Source organism: Streptomyces iranensis (assembly GCF_017874715.1).
Lineage (GTDB): Bacteria > Actinomycetota > Actinomycetes > Streptomycetales > Streptomycetaceae > Streptomyces > Streptomyces iranensis.
In genome coordinates this window covers 108,143-125,492 of the sequence record NZ_JAGGLR010000007.1, presented here as the reverse complement: position 1 = coordinate 125,492, position 17,350 = coordinate 108,143, and the positions used below count along the sequence as shown (strand labels likewise).

Here is a 17,350-nt window from a genome sequence, read left to right as displayed (position 1 = left end):
CCGGCGAGATGACACGAAGTGTTCCACACCGTGCGATCGGGAACAGTGGAATGCTCAACAACGTACATAAAAACCCGGAAAGGCCGCCGTGACCTGGGCGTTACCTACGGTTCGAGGTTCTGGCAGGGCCGCGCGGGGGTCGCCGATAAAGAATCTCCGAGCGGGATTGAACATGGGGAAGCGCCGGGCCGTATGAAACGTAATGCGGCCCGGCGCTTCATGGTTTCGATCAATCGATCAGCTCGATCGGCTGCGTCTCCTCTGTCAGCCGAGTACCTTCTCCAGCGCCGCCAGCGCCCCCTCCAGCTCCTCACGGGTGATGGTCAGCGGCGGTGCCAGCCGGATCGTCGAACCATGGGTGTCCTTGACCAGGATCCCCTCGGCCATCAGCCGCTCGCTCACCTCACGGCCGGTGCCGAGCGCGGGGTCGACGTCGACGCCGGCCCACAGCCCGCGGCAGCGGTACCCCACGACGCCCTTGCCGGTCAGCGCGGCCAGCCCGTCCCTCAGCACCTCGCCCAACTCCCGTGCCCGGCGCTGGAGTTCGCCGGTGCGCAGCAGATCGACCACGGCCGAGCCGACCGCCGCGGCCAGCGGGTTGCCGCCGAAGGTGGAGCCGTGCTCGCCGGGGCGCAGCACCCCGAGCACTGCACGGTCGGCCACCACCGCCGACACCGGCACGATGCCGCCGCCCAGCGCCTTGCCGAGCAGCAGCACATCCGGCATCACCGACTCGTGTTCGACGGCCAGCGTGGTGCCGGTGCGGCCCAGGCCGGACTGGATCTCATCGGCGATGAACAGCGTCCCGGTGCGCCGGGTCAGCTCGCGCACCCCGCGCAGATAGCCGTCATCGGGGATGACGACGCCCGCCTCGCCCTGGATGGGCTCGATGAGGACCGCCGCCGTGGTCTCGTCGACGGCGGCCTCCAGCGCCGCGAGGTCGTTGTACGGCACGACGCGGAAGCCCGGGGCGAACGGCCCGAAGCCGTCGCGGGCCACGGGGTCGGTGGAGAATCCGACGATCGTCGTCGTGCGGCCGTGGAAGTTGTCGGCCGCCACCACGATGGTGGCCTGGTCCGGGGCGACGCCCTTCACCTCGTACGCCCACTTGCGGGCGACCTTGATGGCGCTCTCCACCGCCTCCGCGCCGGTGTTCATCGGCAGCACCATGGAGAGCCCGGTGAGCTCCGCCACCCCCTCGGCGAACCCGGCCAGCCGGTCGTTGTGGAAGGCCCGGGAGGTCAGCGTGAGCTGGTCGAGCTGGCGGTGGGCGGCCTCGATCAGCGCCGGGTGGCGGTGGCCGAAGTTGAGGGCGGAGTACCCGGCCAGCATGTCCAGATAGCGGCGCCCCTCGACGTCCCGGACCCAAGCGCCCTCGGCGCCGGCGACGACCACGGGCAGCGGGTGGTAGTTGTGCGCGAGCGAGGTCTCCTCGGCGCGGATCAGCTCCTGCGAGGAGCGAGCCGCGCCGTTCGCCACGGCCGCGCCGGAACCGGAGGCGGTGGAGTCGGAGGCGATGGGGGTGGTGGCGGTCATCAGCGGATCTCCTGTGTGCAGCACTTGATGCCCCCGCCGGCCTTGAGCAGTTCCGACAGGTCGACGGGGACGGGGACGTAACCGCGGTCGGTGAGCTGGTCGATGAGCCCGGTGGCCTGGGGCGCCACGAAGACATGGCGGCCGTCGGAGACGGAGTTGAGCCCGAAGGCCATGGCGTCGTCGCGGGTGGCGATCAGCGCGTCGGGGTAGAGCCGCCCCAGCACCTCACGGCTGCCGGGCGAGAACGCCTCCGGGTAGTAGGCGATGTTCCGGTCGTCGAGGACGAACAGCGCGGTGTCCAGGTGGTAGAAGTACGGGTCCACCAGCAGCAGGCTGATGGTCGGCACCCCGAAGAACTCCTGTACCTCCTGATGGGCCGCCCGGGTGGTGCGGAAGCCGGTGCCCGCCAGGACATAGGGCCCGGCCGGCACCAGGTCGCCCTCGCCCTCGCACACCGATTCCGGCGGATGGACGTCGAATCCCGCCGTCTTGAACCACCGTTCGTAGGCGAGCTGTTCCGGCCGGCGCTGCGGTGCGTGGAATCGTGAGCCGAAGACCCGGCCCTCCAGGACGAGGGCCGCGTTCGCCGCGAACACCATGTCCGGCAGCCCCGCCACCGGTTCGATGAATTCGACCCGATGACCGTGGTCGCGGTAGGCGCGGATCAGGGTCTCCCATTGCGTCTGGGCGAGGTCGGTGTCGACCTCGGTGTCCTCACGCATCCAGGGATTGATGGCATACCGCACATCGAAGTATCTGGGGGCACAGGTCAGGAAGCGCCTGGGGCGCGGCACACGCGTAAGGGGCAACGGAGGATTCCTCTCGCTTCCGCGGGCGACCGGGGGGATGAATCAACGGTAGAAAGCGGAGGAGAGGGGAGACAAGAAAAGAAAACTGCGCGTCGGCGCACCAATGCTGCGTGCGGAGGCCGGTTCGCGGCGGTTCATTGCGTCGCGGTCGCGGGAGGGGCCGCGCCGGCCTCCGCACTGCCCGTGAGCAGGTGCGACAGGACCATGTAGCTGATCGTCTGGCGGACGAAGGGCTCGGCCCGGATGCGCTCCAGCACCTCCTCGAAATGCTCCACATCGGTGGCCATGACATGCAGCAGGGCGTCCGCGCCGCCGGTCACCGTCATGGCCGCGATGATCTCCGGATAGTTGCGCACGACCTCCGCGAGGCGCCGGGGTGGCGCGGCGCTGTCGCAGTACACCTCGACATATGCCTCGGTCCGCCAGCCGAGGGCGGCCGGGCGCACGGTGGTGGTGAAGCCGGTGATCACATCGGTCTCCCGCATCCGGTCGACGCGGCGCTTGACCGCGGAGGCCGAGAGCCCGATCGCGGCGCCGATCTCCGTGAAGCTGGTCCTGGCGTTGGCGACCAGCGCCGCAACGATTTTGCGGTCCAGATCGTCGAACGGTACGGACTGATGTGTCATCATCTACCACCCTTTGCGTCTTTCGCCCCCTCCGTGAAGGGACCTCTTCCCTGTGCTCAAAACCGCCCCATACTCAGTGAGTGCCTGAGGCGTCCTTTTCTCTACGCTCTTTCAGAAAGATTCCACAAGAGGGGGCGTGAACCGGGGCACGAGCCCCCTTTTCTCCGGGGTCGCGCGGCATGGGCTCCGGGGGTACAAGGGCGGTGCGCCGGAACGGCCGAATCCACCGCGGTGATACGACACCACCTACCGGCCCCTGTCCCTCCAGGCGTAGCGTCAACTATTCCACCTGTCCTTTCCGGACGATGACGGCTCTCCCGACGGAGACGACTCACCATCCAACGGGGAAAGGCTTCGAGTACGTCCAACGCCGCGCCGCACGCGCCGAATTCACCATGAACCGATTCCGGAACACCGGCGGTCTCACCGTGCATTCGGCGACTCGCCGTACCGGCGGCCCCGTACTCCGGTGTGAGCGAAAGGGACCACCGTCATGACCCTCCTCAGATCCGGCAGGGCGTCGTGAGCCCGCGCCGGCACCCACCCCGGCCGGCCTCCGGGGGCCCCGGAAACCCACGGGACGCCGTCGTCACCGGCCTGGGTTTCTGCCTCCCAGGCGGCGCCGAACCCGTCTTCACCGCGGCCCAGGTGTGGGACATCGCCTCCCACGGCCGTACCGTCCTCGACCGGCACGACAGCCACTACGGCTCGGTCCATTTGAGCGCCGAGCAGTTCGAGGAGCGCCTCCCCGACATCCCCGAATTCTTCTCCCGCCACTACACCAACGCCCACCGCTACGGCCTGGTCTCCCTCGTCGAGGCGTGTGCCGACGCCGAACTCGACCTGGCCGCGGGTGAGCTGGGCGAGGCGGCCCTGCTCGTCGGCCGCGGCAGCGTGGACGCCAATGTGGACAGCTATCTCACCCTGCTGGGCATCGACCCCGACTCCGCCACCACCCTCGACGCCCTGGAGATGTTCGTCGCCGCCGAACAGGCCGTGTCCCCTTCCGACGTGGCCGTCGTCCAGGGCGCACTGACCCGGACCGTCGGCCCCTGCTTCACCGTCTCCTGCGGCTGCTCCTCCGCCGCCGTACAGATCGGCAACGCCCGCCGCCTCATCGCGACCGGTGAGACCGACCTCGCGGTGGTGACCGGCGTCGACGTCTTCAACGTCGACCTGATCCAGAAGGGCCAGCGGCTGCTGCACGGCGCCCAGCACGCCTACGACGGCATGGATGCCGCCGGAATGCCCGATCTGCTGCCGTCCTTCGACTCCCTGATGCGCCCCTACGACCGGCGCGCGGACTGCATCAACCACGGTGAGGGATCCGCCACCGTGGTCCTGGAGAGCAGGGAGCACGCCGCGCGCCGCGGCGCCCACCTCTACGGCCAGGTGCTCGCCGCCGCCATGACCCGCGACGGCCTGGCCAACCCACTCGCGGCCGACGACTCCGGCGCGCAGCTCGCCAGGGCCGTACGCCTCTGCCTGGGCGACCGCTGGCGGATCGAGCAGGTGCCGTACATCAATGGCGCCAGCGACGGCGGCGCGGCCGTCACCGCCCTGGAGGCCAACACCATCAGGGAGCTCTACGGCCCCGACCCCACCGTGCTGATGTCCTCCCAGGAGGGATGCTTCGGCCACCACGGCTCACCCGCCGGCTGCCTCGGCCTCGCCCTGACCCTGATGATGATGGAGTTCGGCGAGGTGTGCCCCACCGCCAACTGCGAACAGCCCGTGGACGGGCTCCCCTTCGACCCCGTCCCCGGCACCCGCACCCGTCCCCTCGACTTCGACCACGCGCTCAGCTTCAACTACCAGATCGGTGGCGTGAAGCACGCGATGCTGCTGGGCGGCCCGGACGCCACCTGAGTCCGTTCGACCCCCGCGGCGATCTCCACCCCACGGCCCCTCACGGCCCACACCCCGGGCCGAGCACCACCCACGGAGACCCCGATGCGTCAGCACACTCCTGCCCCCGGCCGGTCCCCCGGCCGCATCGCCATCGTCGGCATGGGCTGCCGGCTCCCCGGTGACACCGACTCACCCGCCGCCCTGTGGCGGCTGCTGGCCGACGGACGCGACGCCGTCGGCGAACCGCCCGCCGAGCGCGCCGCGCTCTGGGCGGCCGACCCCGCCACGACCGCCCGCCCCGCCTCCGCGCCGCCCGTACGCGGCGGATATCTGCGCGATGTGGCCGGCTTCGACGCCGACTTCTTCGGCGTCTCCGGACGCGAGGCCGATGTCCTCGACCCCCAGCACCGGCTGCTGCTGGAAGTGGTCTGGGAGGCCCTGGAACACGCCGGAATGCCACCCGACCGGCTCGGCTCCACCGCCACCGGCGTCTTCGCCGGGCTCAGCTACAACGACTACATGAACCGGCTCGACCGGCACCCCCGCGAGCTGGAGGGCTCCGCCCTGGCCAACGGGCACTGCGTGGCCACCGGCCGGATCTCCTACCTCCTCGGCCTCCACGGCCCGTCGGTGGCCCTGGACACCGCGTGCTCGTCCTCCCTGGTCGCCGTCCACCTGGCCGTCCAGGCGCTGCGCGCGGGGGAGTGCGATCTGGCCCTGGCCGGCGGGGTCACCCTGATGTTCGAGCCGCGGATCACCCGCTCGTTCGACCGGATGGGCATGCTCTCGCACACCGGCCACTGCCACGCCTTCGACGCCGCCGCCGACGGCTTCGTCCGCGGCGAGGGCTGCGGCATCGTCGTCCTCAAACGCCTCACCGACGCGCTGCGCGACGGGGACCGGATCCTGGCCGTGCTGCGCGGCTCGGCCGTCAACCAGGACGGCCACTCCGACGGGCTCGCCGCGCCCTCGGCCGCCGCCCAGCGCGCCCTGTACGAGGAGGCGCTCGGCCGCGCCGGGGTCGACGCCGCCGACGTCGGCATGGTCGAGGCCCACGGCACCGGCACCCCCGTCGGCGACCCGGTCGAATTCACCAGCCTCGCGCAGGTCTACGGCACCGGCCGGGACCGCTGCGCCCTGGCCTCGGTCAAGACCAACCTGGGCCATCTGGAGCCCGCCGCCGGTGTCACCGGGCTGATCAAGGCCGTGCTCTGCCTGGGCCGTGGACTCATCCCGCCCAATCTGCACTTCACCCAGTGGAATCCCGCCATCGCCGCCGAGGGAACCCGCTTCTTCATCCCTCGCGAGCTCACCCTCTGGCCGGTGCGGACCGGCCCCCGGCTGGCCGCGGTGTCCTCCTTCGGCTTCTCCGGAACCAACGCCCATGTGGTCCTGGAACAACCGCCCGCCCCCGTGTCCCGTCCCGCCCCGCCCCGCCCCCGGCCCGCCACTTCCGCCGTTCCGCAGGTGTTCCTCGTCCCCGCGGGCTCCCCGGCCGTGCTGCCCGGCGCCGCCCGCCGGATGGCCGACTGGCTGGAGGGCGACGGCGCGGACACCCCGCTGCGCGACATCGCCCACACCCTGGCGCTGCGCCGTGGCGCCGGTCGTGGGCGGCTCGGCGTCACCACCGCCTCGCGCGCCGAACTCGTGGGCGCCCTGAGGGCGTTCGCCGACGGGCAGGCCCACCCCGCCGTGGTGAGCGGCGCCGTGGGCGCCGCGGTCTCCCGCCGGCCGATCTGGGTGTTCTCCGGGCAGGGCTCCCAGTGGCCCGGCATGGGACGGCGGCTGCTGGAGACCGAACCGGTCTTCGCCGAGGCGCTCGCCGAGGCCGACGCCCTCATCGCCGCCGAGTCCGGATTCTCGGTGCTCGACATCGTCCGCCGCGGTGCGCCGGTGACCGGCTGCGGCCGGGTGCAGCCCGTGCTGTTCGCCCTCCAGACCGCGCTCGCCGCCACCTGGCGCGCCCACGGCGTGGAGCCCGCCGGGGTCATCGGCCACTCCATGGGCGAGGTCGCCGCCGCCGTGGTGGCCGGGGCGCTCTCCCTCGCCGACGGGGCCAAGGTGATCTGCCGCCGCTCCGCGCTGCTCACCCGTGTCGCCGGAAACGGTGCCATGGCCACGGTGGGCCTCGGCGCCGACGAGGTGCAGGCCGAACTCGACAGCGGGGGCGTCGCCGAAGCCGTCACCGTGGCCGTGATGGCCGCACCCGGCTCCACGGTGGTGGCCGGGGACACCGCACACATCGAACGGCTCGTCGCCGGCTGGCAGGCCCGCTCCGTCCCCGCCGCGCCGATCGCCGTGGACGTCGCCTCGCACTCGCCCCAGGTGGACCCGCTCCTGGCCGATCTGCGCACCGCCCTCGCCGACCTCGAACCCCGGCGCCCAGCGATGCCCTTCTACACCACCGTCCTGGACGATCCGCACACCCCGCCCGCCTTCGACGCCGACTACTGGTGCGCCAATCTGCGCCACCCGGTCCGGTTCTCCGCGGCCGTCGCCGCCGCGGCGGCCGACCGCCACCTGGTGTACGTCGAGATCTCCCCCCACCCGGTCATCACCCACCCCGTCCTGGCCGGTCTCGCCGGTCTGGTGGAGGACCCCGTCGGTCTGCCCACACTCCGCCGCGAGGCGGACGAGCCGACCACCTTCCGGACCCAGCTGGCCGCGCTGCACTGCGCGGGTGTCCCCGTCGACTGGTCCGCGCTGTACGCGGACGCGGCACTCGCCGACGTACCGCCCATCACCTTCGACCGCACCCGCCACTGGGCCGACGCCCCGCTCCCCGCCCCCGCCGATACCGCCTCGGCCGGTGCGCTCCCCGGCGCGCACCTCGAGGTGCCCGGCGAACCCGTCCGCCACTCCTGGCGCGCCCGCACCGGCACCGCGGCCCTGCCCTGGCTCGACGACCACCGGGTGCACGGCGCCCCCGTCCTGCCCGGCGCGGCCTCCTACGCCCTCGCGCTCACCGCCGCCTGCGAGGTGTTCGGCGCCGGGCCCGAGGAGGTCGAGGTCACCGATCTGCACTTCCGTGAGCTGCTGCGGCTCGCCGACCACACCGACCTGTCCACCACGGTGACCCTCGCCGCCGCCGACCGCGCCGAATGCGAGATCTTCGGACGCGACGAGGACGGCGCCTGGGTGCGGCAGGCCACCGCGGTGCTCCGCAGACTCGCCGTACCGCCCCGTTCCCGCGCCGCCTCCGTCCGTACCCTCGCCCTGCGCCATCCCGTGCCCATCGAGGCCGAAGCGCTGTACGCCGATCTGCGGGCCCGGGGCGTGGCACACGGACCGGCCTTCCAGGGCATAACCGAGGTGTCCGCCTCCCGCCACGGCAACAGCTTCTGGGCCCGGGTGCGGATCCCCGAGGCCGCCCGTGAGCCCGGACACGGGCTGCGTGTCCACCCCGTCCTGGTCGACCTGTGCGCGCAACTCCTCGTCGCCGGACTGCTCGACGAGGGCGACCGGCGGCTGCTGCTCCCCGCGCGGATGCGATGCGTACGCGTCCTCGGCGACCCCGAGACCGCCGTGTACTGCCACGCCCGGCTCGCCGAGACCGCCCCCGGAGCCACCATCGGCCACGTCCGCCTGCTCGACGCGGAGGGTCGGCCGGTCCTGGCCGTCGACGGGCTGCGTATCGTCCACCGGGCCGTGGAGCGTGCGGCCGAGGCCGACCAGTGGTTCCTCGAGGTCGGCTGGCGGCGCGCCGCCCGGCCCCCGGCCACCCGGCCCCCTGGACGGTGGCTGATCGTCGGGGAGGCGGACGGCACCGCCCGCCCGTTGGCCGCCGCCCTGCGCGCCGCCGGTGCCACCGCCCGGGTGTGGGAGTTGCCCCTGTCCGACCAGAGGCTCGACGTGTTCCGCGACGCCCTCACCAACCGGCTCACCCGCCCCGGGGAAAGGCCGCGCGCCGTAGTGTTCGTGTGCGGCCCGCAACCCGCCGTGTGCGGCGCGCACCCCGCCGAGGGCGGCCCGCACCCCGCCGGGGGCGGCGCGCTTCCTGCCGGGGGTGGAGGGCCCTCCGCTGAGGGTGGCGCGCATCCTGCCGGGGGTGGCGGGCACTCCGCTGAGGGTGGTGCGTACCCCGCCGGGAGTGGCGCGCATCCCGCCGGGGGTGGCCCGCACTCCGCTGAGGGTGGCGCGCATCCCGCCGGGGGCGCCCCGCACTCCGCCGGGGGCGCCCCGCACTCCGCCGGGGGTGGCCCGCACCCCGCCGAGGGTGGCGCGGAGGACGGGCTGCGCCGCACCCGCCGGCTGCTCGCCGCCGCCCAGGCACTCACCGCCCGCTTCCCCGAACCGCCCCGCCTCTACGCCGCCACCTCGGGCGCCCGTACCGTGACCCCCGGCGACCTGGCCGACCCCGGACAGAGCGCGCTCCGCGGACTTCTGCGGGTGCTCGCCCTGGAACACCCCGAGCTGCGGGCCACCTCGGTGGACACCGACCCGGCCGCCCCGGACCAGCTCGCGGACACCCTCGCCGCCGAACTCCTCGCCGACGGCCCCGAGGACGAGATCGCACTGCGCGACGGAGCCCGCTACACCGCCGAACTGGACCACGCGCCCCTCACCGACACCGAGCGCACCACCGCCGCCGCCCGCACCGCGCGCTGCGGCACCGACGGCTTCCGGCTGCGCGCCGGCCGCCTCGGCGACCTCGGCAGCCTGGAGCTCACCACCACCCCCCGCCGCCCGCCCGGACCCGGTGAGGTGGAACTGCGGGTGCTCGCCGCGGGGCTGAACTTCCGTGACGTCCTCACCGCCATGGGCCTGCTCCCCGGCGACGAGGACATCCGCTACCGGCTCGGCTTCGAATGCGCGGGCGAGGTGAGCGCGGTGGGACCCGGCGTCGACCACCTCCGTGCCGGTGACCGGGTGGTGGCCGCCGATGTGCACGGCGGCGCCTTCGGCTCCTTCACCGTCGTCCCCGCCGACCGCACCGCGCCCCTCCCCGAGGGCCTCGACCCGCACACCGCCGCCGGGCTGCCGATCGCCTTCCTCACCGCCTGGTACGCGCTGCGCCACATCGGCCGGGTGAGCGCGGGGGAGCGGGTGCTGATCCACTCGGCCACCGGCGGCACCGGGCTGGCCGCGATCGCGGTGGCCCGGCTGCTGGGCGCCGAGGTGCTGGCCACGGCGGGCAGCGAGGAGAAGCGGCGCTTCCTGCGGGGGATGGGCGTCGCCCGGGTGATGGACTCCCGGTCGCTGGACTTCCGTGACGAGGTCATGGCGGCCACCGGAGGCGAGGGTGTCGACGTGGTGCTCAACTCCCTCTCCGGGGCGGCCATCCGGGCCGGGCTCGAGTGTCTGCGCCCCTTCGGCCGCTTCGTCGAACTCGGCGTCCGCGACATCCTCTCCGACGCACCGCTCGGACTCTCCCCGCTGCGCCACAACATCACGTTCTCCACCGTGGACCTCAGGGAGCTTCAGCTGGACCGCCCGCGGGAGTACGCGGCGATGCTGCGCGAGGTGCTCACCGCGATCGGCGAGGGCCGCCTCAAGCCACTGCGCTGCACCACCTATCCGCTCGCGGAGGTCACCGATGCGTTCCGGCAGATGGCCGGCGCCCGCCACATCGGCAAACTCGTGCTGACCATCCCGCAGGAGGGCCAGGTCGACGCGGTGCTGCCCGACGGACCCCGCACGGTGCGGGACGGCGGGACGTACATCGTCACCGGCGGCCTGCGCGGCCTCGGGCTCGCCACCGCCCGCTGGCTGGCCCGGCAGGGCGCGGGCCACCTGGTGCTCAACGGACGGACCGCACCGGTCGGCGCCGCCGCGCGGACGCTCGCCGAGCTCTCCGCCGCGGGCACCAGGATCACCGTCGTCACCGGCGACATCGCCCGCCCGGACACGGCCGAGCGGCTGATGGCCGCCGCTACCGCCGACGAGGGGGCGTCCCCGCACGGCGTCGTCCACTCCGCGATGGTCCTCGACGACGCGGCCGTGGCCAACATCCGCGAGGACCAGCTGCGCCGCGTATGGGCGCCGAAGGTCACCGGGGCGTGGCGGCTGCACCAGGCCACCGAGGGGCACCGGCTCGACTGGTTCGCGGTGTACTCCTCGATGGCCTCCCTGCTCGGCAACGCCGGACAGGGCGCCTACGCGGCCGCCAACGCCTGGCTGGACGGCTTCGCCGCCTGGCGCTCGGCACGCGGCCTGCCCACCCTCGCGGTCAACTGGGGCCCGTGGGGCGAGACCGGAGTGGCCACCGGCTTCGCCGACCGCGGCTACCAGACCATCCCCACGGACGAGGGGCTGCGCGCGCTCGGCGCCCTGCTGGCCCATCGGCGGGTGCAGACCGGGGTGATCCCCGGCGAACCGGCCACCTGGATCCCCGCCACCGGCCGCCGGTCCTCGCTGTTCGCCCCGCTGCTCCCAGGCGACGACGCCCCGGCGGCCGGCCGGGAGAGCACCGACGACATCCGCGCCCGGCTGGCCGCCCTCCCGGCCGGTCCGGCCCGCCGCACCGCGCTGGAGTCCTATCTGACCGGGCACATCCGAGCCGTGCTGCGGCTCAGCGGCACCACCCTCGATCCGCGGACCCCGCTCAAGTCGCTGGGCTTCGACTCGCTGCTCGCCATGGAGCTGCGGGTACGGCTGGAGGCGGGGCTGAGCATCAAGCTCGCGGGCAACTTCGTCTGGCGGCATCCGACCGTGGAGGCCCTGGCCGCCGGGCTCGCCCAGCAGCTGGAGCTCGATCCGGCCGACCGGCCGGAGGAGCGGCTGGGTGCCCCGGGCTGACGGGACCGTGGGATGGCTACGGCGCCACCGGCGGGCGGCTACGGGCGGGCGTCCGGGCGCTTCGGGCGCTCCGGGGAGTCCGGGGCCGGGCGGGCCCAGGCGCTCACGCCCAGCTTGCCGGTGGTGCCCAGGTCGACATGGTCGGGCACGGTCTGCGCGTCCTCACCCCCGCCGCTCGGCGCGATCTTCAGATAGCGCCCGTCGGCGGCGGGGCGCGTCACGTCCGTCACCAGATTCCGCCATGCCAGCCGCGCCACCGCCCGTTCACCGGGCTTCAGCCGCACCGGCCCGGTGGCCGTCTCGAAGCCGTCGAGGGTGGCGATGGCCGAGGCCCCGTGGCTGACCGTGACCTCCAGCGGCTCCAGGTCCTCGTCCAGCACCTGGACGGACGGATGGCCGCTCACCGTATAGGCGCGCGTGCCGCAGTTCACCAGCTCGATCTGCTGCACCCGCAGCCCCATCGCCGCGTCGGCCTCCGCGGCCCGCAGCAGCACCCCCGAGTCGGGGCAGGCCGCAGGAGCGGTGGGCGCGGTGGTGTCCGGGGCGACGGTGGGGCCCGCCGGGCGGGACGTGGCCTCGTCGGGCACCGCGGCCACTCCCGACGAGGACTGCGTACCGCACGCGGTGAGCAGACCGGCCGCCGCGAGCGAGCCGAGCAGCCGTCTTCGGCGGTACCGGGCGGCGCTCCGGAAGAGGTGCGCCCGGGGTGTGGTGATCGCATCCGTGTCCATGCGGCTCATCCTGCCCCAACCCCGGCCGGGATGGGCCGCGTTGGACCGGAACGCCCCGGTTACGGCGTCATGACGTCCGCCGTGGCCACCGGCCTTCCGCTGACGAACGACCGGTTGGCCGCGAGCCCGGTGACCAGGGCGAGCGCCCCGTCCTCCTCGGTGGCCCGCCGGCGGGAGGCGTCCGAGGCGTCCACGGCCGCCGCTTCGGTGGCCGCCGCCGGATCCACCGGACCGTCCGCCGGGTCCACCGGACCGTCCGCCGGGTCCACCGGACCGTCCGCCGGGTCCACCGGACCGTCCGCCGGGTCCACCGGACCGTAGAGCACATCGAGCATCCGCTCGTCCCCGCCGCCGTGCCCCGCGTGGTCGAACGCCGGCAGCTCCACCTCCCGCGGCGGCTCCCACAGCGGCCGCAGCACCAGCCGCGGACCGCCCGCGTTGGCCAGGGCCTGGTCGCCGTGGATGGTGCCGCGGCCGGAGGCGGTGCCCAGCAGCGGCGGCTGCCAGGCGCTCTCCTCGACCTCCAGCTCCAGCCGGCCCCGGGTGCCGTTGAACATCACCCGGTAGCCCTCCCAGGGGGAGTAGGCGGTCAGGTGGTACGTCATGGTGGCGCCGGTGTCGTAGCGGACCAGCAGCGCCATGTCGTCCTCGATGGTGATGTCGTCGCCGAACACATTGCGGTCGCGGTGGTAGCCGTCCTCGCCCTCGGCGTCCAGATACAGCGAGCGCATCGCCTCGCTCTCGGCGAGCTCCAGCGCGAACGGGTCGTCCCTGGCGGCGGCGGCGCCGTGGGCCCGCTCGTACTCGCGCCGGTAGCCGCTGCGCTCGCCCGCCGCACGGCCGTAGAAGCCGAGCCGGCCGTAGCCGAACACCTCCTCGGGCCGCGCCCCCAGCCACCAGTTGACCAGGTCGAAGTGGTGGCTGGACTTGTGCACCATCAGCCCGCCGCTGTGCTCCTTCTCGCGGTGCCAGCGGCGGAAGTAGTCGGCGCCGTGCCGGGTGTCCAGCAGCCACTCGAAGTGCACCGACAGCACCTCGCCGATGGCGCCGCCGGACAGCTGCCGGTGGACCTCCTCGTGCACCGGGTTGAAGCGGTAGTTGAAGGCGACCGCCAGATGGTTGCCGGTCTCCCGGACCGTCTCCAGGATGCGGCGGCACTTGGCCGCGTCGGTGGTCATCGGCTTCTCGGTGACCACCCGGCAGCCGGCCCGCAGCGCGGGCACGATGTACGCGTCATGCAGTGCGTCCACGCAGGTCACCACCACCTCCTGGATATCGTCCGCGCGCAGCCGCCGCTCGAACTCCTCCGGGCTCCAGGCGGCGGCCGCCGGCTCGCCCGCCTCCTTCAGCAGCCGCTGGTGGTGGGCGATGCGGACCGGGTTCGGATCGCACAGCGCGGCGACCCTCAGCCGTGGGCGGCGGGCCAGCGCCTCGGTGAACATCTGGGCCCGGGAGCCGGTGCCCACCACCACGGCCCGGGACGGGGTGCTGCCGACGGTCATGCGTCCTCCAGCGGAAGCAAACGATTCAATCCGAAGTCGATCAACGCCTGCGCAGGATAGGACGATCGGCGGCCCGCCACCACGGGGAGTGCCGCACGGCTCCGGGGGCGGCCGCGCGGGGGTGCACCGGCGGTCTCTGTGCAAGGATGAAATGTGTGGACATGACCTCCGGGGTCCCGGCGCGGTGGACGTGTCCGGCCGCTGTCGCCGGCGCCCCTCATAGGTCCCGGGAGGGCGACGGGCCATGACCGATATCCAGGAGTCGCTGCGCGAGGTGATGGAGTGCGAGGGCGCGCTCGCGGCCTCGCTCGTCGACTATCTGAGCCGGATCACCCTGGGTGCCGTACAGACCCCGCAGGGACCGGACCTGGAGAAGGTGGCCTACGGGGACACCGACGTGCTGCGGGCCAAGATGTCCACGCTGGAGTTGCTCGGCTACGGTCCGGAGCGTCTCGAGGACATCGTCGTCACACTGGACACCGAGTACCACCTGATCCGTCCGCTCAGCCGGCGCGCCAGCCAGGGGGTCTTCCTCTATCTGGTGGCCGACCGGGCGCGGGCGGATCTGGACGCCGCGAGGGCCACGATGCGCGATGTGGCCCTCCGGCTCGATGTGTGACCGGGGCCCCTCGCCCCGACGGGAGCGGGTGACGCCCGCCGGGGGGCCATGGTGAGCGTTGCGTGGGCGAGGCGCCACGTATCGTGCCGATGTGTATCACGCACCGGGACGGCAATGGATCGTGGGTGACGGGGCTTCCCGATCGGAGGGGGATAAATGGTAGGAAGGGTGCGTGGTCGGAGTTTTCGGTCGATCTAGGCTTGCCCCACACACCCTCTCCCGGACGCGTCTCCGCTCGCTCCTGCGCCTGCGCAGCTTGAGCGTGCGCAGCATCGCCGGGCAGGTTTTCGCTGTCCAAGTGCTGCTCGTGTGCCTGCTCATCGTGGCGGCGACGACGGCGCTCATCCTCCAGGCGCGTATCGACAGCGAGCAGGAGGCCCTCAACCGCGCCACCGCCGTCGCCCAGACCTTCGCCACCTCCCCGGGCACCGCGTCCGCGATGCACACCGAGAATCCGACCACCCTGCTCCAGCCCCGGGCCGAGGAGACCCGTCGGCGGGCGCATCTGGACTTCGTGGTCGTGGCGAACACCCACGGCATCCGCTACACCCACCCCAAGCCGCAGTACATCGGCAAGACGCTGGTGGCCGACTGGCGGCCGGTGGTGAAGGGCAAGATCGTCACCGAGTCCGTGCAGGGGCCCCTCGGCCGGGAGGTCCAGGCCACCGTCCCGATCCCCAAGGGCGACGGCACCGTGGCCGGTGTGGTGTGCGCCGGGATGACCGCCGCCGATGTGAGCGGCCGGGTCGAGCGCCAGCTGCCGCTGGTCTTCGGCTCCGCCGCCGGTGCCCTCGCGCTCGCCACCGGTGGGACCGCGCTGGTCGGCGGGCGGCTGCGGCGGCAGACACGAGGGCTCGGCCCCGCCCAGATGACCCGCATGTACGAGCACCACGACGCCGTTCTGCACTCCGTGAAGGAAGGCGTGCTCATCGTCGACAGCCACGGCCGTCTGGTCCTCGCCAACGACGAGGCCGGCCGGCTGCTCGACCTGCCCCCGGGCGCCGAGGGCCGCCCCGTCACCGAGCTCGGCATCGAGCCGCGCACCGCCGAGCTGCTCGCCTCGGGCCGGATCGCCACCGACGAGGTGCATCTGGCCGGGGAGCGGCTGCTGGCGGTCAACCAGCGCGCCACCCGATGGGACGGCGGGATGTCCGGAAGCGTCGCCACGCTCCGCGACTCCACCGAACTGCGCGCGCTGTCCGGCAAGGCCGAAGTGGCGGAGCGGCGGCTGAGGCTGCTCTACGAGGCGGGTGCGAAGGTCGGCACCACCCTCGATGTCGTACGGACCGCCGAGGAGCTGACCCGCTTCGCCGTCCCGTGGTTCGCCGACTTCGCCACCGTCGACCTCGTGGACCCCGTGCTGCGCGGCGACGAGCCCGTGGGCAGCGCCATGCGCCGCACCGCCACCTGTGGCATCCGGTCCGACCATCCGCTGTGGCGGGTCGGCAAGATGATCACCTACAGCGGCACCGTGCCCCAGGCGCTGGGCTTCGGCGCCGGCCGGCCGGTGCTCGAGGCGGATCTGCGGACCTACGAGGGATGGCAGGAGCAGGACCGCGAGCAGGCGACCAAGATCGTCAAGTATGGCATCCACTCGATGATCACCATCCCGCTGCGGGCGCGGGACGTCACCCTGGGCATCGCCACCTTCTGGCGCTCGGAGAAGTCCGAGCCGTTCGACGAGGACGACGTGGCGCTCACCGAGGAGCTGGTCGCGCGCGCCGCGGTCGCCATCGACAACGCCCGCCGCTACACCCGCGAACACGCGATGGCGGCCACCCTGCAGCGCAGCCTGCTGCCCCAGGGCCTGCCCGAACAGGACGCCATGGAGGTGGCCCACCGCTATCTGCCCGCCAGGGCCGGAGTCGGCGGCGACTGGTTCGACGTCATCCCCCTGCCCGGCTCCCGGGTCGCCCTCGTCGTCGGCGATGTCGTCGGCCACGGACTGCACGCCGCCGCCACCATGGGCCGGCTGCGCACCGCCGTGCACAACTTCTCCGCGCTCGACCTGCCGCCCGATGAACTCCTGGCCCATCTCGACGAACTGGTCAGCCGGTTCGACCAGGACCAGGCGTCCGCGGGCACCGACGCGCCGGGGATCAGCGGCGCCAGCTGTCTGTACGCCATCTACGACCCCGTCTCCGGCCGCTGCACGATGGCGGGCGCCGGCCACCCGGGCCCGGCGGTGGTCCTCCCCGACTCCACCGTGGCCTTCCCCGACGTCCCCCTCGGCCCGCCACTGGGCCTGGGTGGCGAGCCCATCGAGACCGTCGAGCTGGAGCTGCCCGAGGGCAGCCGGCTGGCCCTGTTCACCGACGGGCTGATCCGGGACCGCGGCCGGGACTTCGACGAGGGGCTCGGCGTGCTGCGCACCACCCTCGCCGGACTGCCCGAGCGCACTCCGGAGGAGACCTGCCAGGCCGTCTTCGACACCATGGTGTCCTCCCACCCCGGCGACGACATCGCCCTCCTCGTGGCCCGCACCCATCTGCTGGACCCCGGGCATGTCGCCGAATGGGAGCTGCCATCCGACCCCGCCGCGGTGGCCCGCATCCGCAACGAGGCCGCCGAGCAACTGAGCGCATGGGGGCTGGAGGAGGTCGGCTTCACCACCGAACTCATCCTCAGCGAGCTGATGACCAACGCCATCCGCTACGGATGCAGCCCCAGCCGCGTCCGGTTGCTGCGCGCCCGCACCCTCATCTGCGAGGTGGCCGACGGCTCCAGCACCTCCCCGCATCTGCGCCGCGCCGCCACCACCGACGAAGGCGGCCGAGGGCTCTTCCTCGTGGCCCAGTACGCCCAGCGCTGGGGGACCCGCTACACCCCGAACGGCAAGATCATCTGGGCCGAGCAGCCCCTGACCGCCCCGGTGTCCCCGGTGGGCGACGCCACGGGCGACGACCTCCTCGACCAGTGGGCCGACATCCCCGGCTGA

The 17,350-nt window shown here is 73.2% G+C and carries 9 protein-coding genes; 4 read left to right on the top strand and 5 right to left on the bottom strand.

Going from position 1 to position 17,350, the window contains the following annotated elements; all coding sequences use genetic code 11:
- Positions 1-264: 264 nt before the first annotated feature.
- The 3 genes from rocD to J2Z30_RS14180 form a co-directional block, all read right to left on the bottom strand.
- Complete coding sequence (gene rocD, locus J2Z30_RS14190; protein ID WP_245387990.1) at positions 265-1,536, bottom strand: ornithine--oxo-acid transaminase; 1,272 nt, start codon at positions 1,534-1,536, stop codon at positions 265-267.
- Positions 1,536-2,345, bottom strand: coding sequence for a dimethylargininase (gene ddaH, locus J2Z30_RS14185; protein ID WP_044567819.1), 810 nt, complete (start codon positions 2,343-2,345; stop codon positions 1,536-1,538). The genes rocD and ddaH overlap by 1 nt, the downstream gene beginning before the upstream one ends.
- A 134-nt stretch (positions 2,346-2,479) precedes the next feature.
- Entirely contained in the window at positions 2,480-2,971 is a 492-nt protein-coding gene (locus J2Z30_RS14180) for an Lrp/AsnC family transcriptional regulator (RefSeq protein ID WP_020866202.1), read from the bottom strand.
- A gap of 522 nt (positions 2,972-3,493) precedes the next feature.
- Here J2Z30_RS14180 and J2Z30_RS14175 point away from each other — a divergent pair.
- Both J2Z30_RS14175 and J2Z30_RS14170 read left to right on the top strand, forming a co-directional pair.
- The gene (locus tag J2Z30_RS14175; RefSeq protein ID WP_209468674.1) at positions 3,494-4,840 is read left to right on the top strand and encodes a beta-ketoacyl synthase N-terminal-like domain-containing protein; all 1,347 of its coding nucleotides are present in this window, start codon (positions 3,494-3,496) and stop codon (positions 4,838-4,840) included.
- 84 nt (positions 4,841-4,924) lie between these two features.
- Complete coding sequence (locus tag J2Z30_RS14170) at positions 4,925-11,560, top strand: type I polyketide synthase (RefSeq protein ID WP_209468673.1); 6,636 nt, start codon at positions 4,925-4,927, stop codon at positions 11,558-11,560.
- Between the two features lie 38 nt (positions 11,561-11,598).
- Here J2Z30_RS14170 and J2Z30_RS14165 read toward each other — a convergent pair whose 3' ends face one another.
- On the bottom strand, positions 11,599-12,291 hold the full coding sequence (locus tag J2Z30_RS14165; RefSeq protein ID WP_052701192.1) for a DUF4232 domain-containing protein: 693 nt from the start codon (positions 12,289-12,291) through the stop codon (positions 11,599-11,601).
- Positions 12,292-12,350: 59 nt separating this feature from the next.
- On the bottom strand, positions 12,351-13,793 hold the full coding sequence (locus tag J2Z30_RS14160; RefSeq protein ID WP_044567818.1) for a Gfo/Idh/MocA family protein: 1,443 nt from the start codon (positions 13,791-13,793) through the stop codon (positions 12,351-12,353).
- A gap of 244 nt (positions 13,794-14,037) precedes the next feature.
- On the opposite strand from J2Z30_RS14160, the gene J2Z30_RS14155 reads away from it, so the two are divergent.
- The gene (locus J2Z30_RS14155) at positions 14,038-14,412 is read left to right on the top strand and encodes a hypothetical protein (RefSeq protein WP_044567817.1); all 375 of its coding nucleotides are present in this window, start codon (positions 14,038-14,040) and stop codon (positions 14,410-14,412) included.
- A gap of 247 nt (positions 14,413-14,659) precedes the next feature.
- Positions 14,660-17,350: a SpoIIE family protein phosphatase gene (locus J2Z30_RS14150; RefSeq protein WP_044580898.1), complete on the top strand. Its 2,691-nt coding sequence runs from the start codon at positions 14,660-14,662 to the stop codon at positions 17,348-17,350.

Coding starts and splice junctions, on each gene's coding strand:
- rocD (WP_245387990.1), bottom strand. CDS start 1,536: ATGACCGCCACCACCCCCATCGCCTCCGACTCCACCGCCTCCGGTTCC.
- J2Z30_RS14180 (WP_020866202.1), bottom strand. CDS start 2,971: ATGACACATCAGTCCGTACCGTTCGACGATCTGGACCGCAAAATCGTT.
- J2Z30_RS14170 (WP_209468673.1), top strand. CDS start 4,925: ATGCGTCAGCACACTCCTGCCCCCGGCCGGTCCCCCGGCCGCATCGCC.
- J2Z30_RS14165 (WP_052701192.1), bottom strand. CDS start 12,291: ATGGACACGGATGCGATCACCACACCCCGGGCGCACCTCTTCCGGAGC.
- J2Z30_RS14160 (WP_044567818.1), bottom strand. CDS start 13,793: ATGACCGTCGGCAGCACCCCGTCCCGGGCCGTGGTGGTGGGCACCGGC.
- J2Z30_RS14155 (WP_044567817.1), top strand. CDS start 14,038: ATGACCGATATCCAGGAGTCGCTGCGCGAGGTGATGGAGTGCGAGGGC.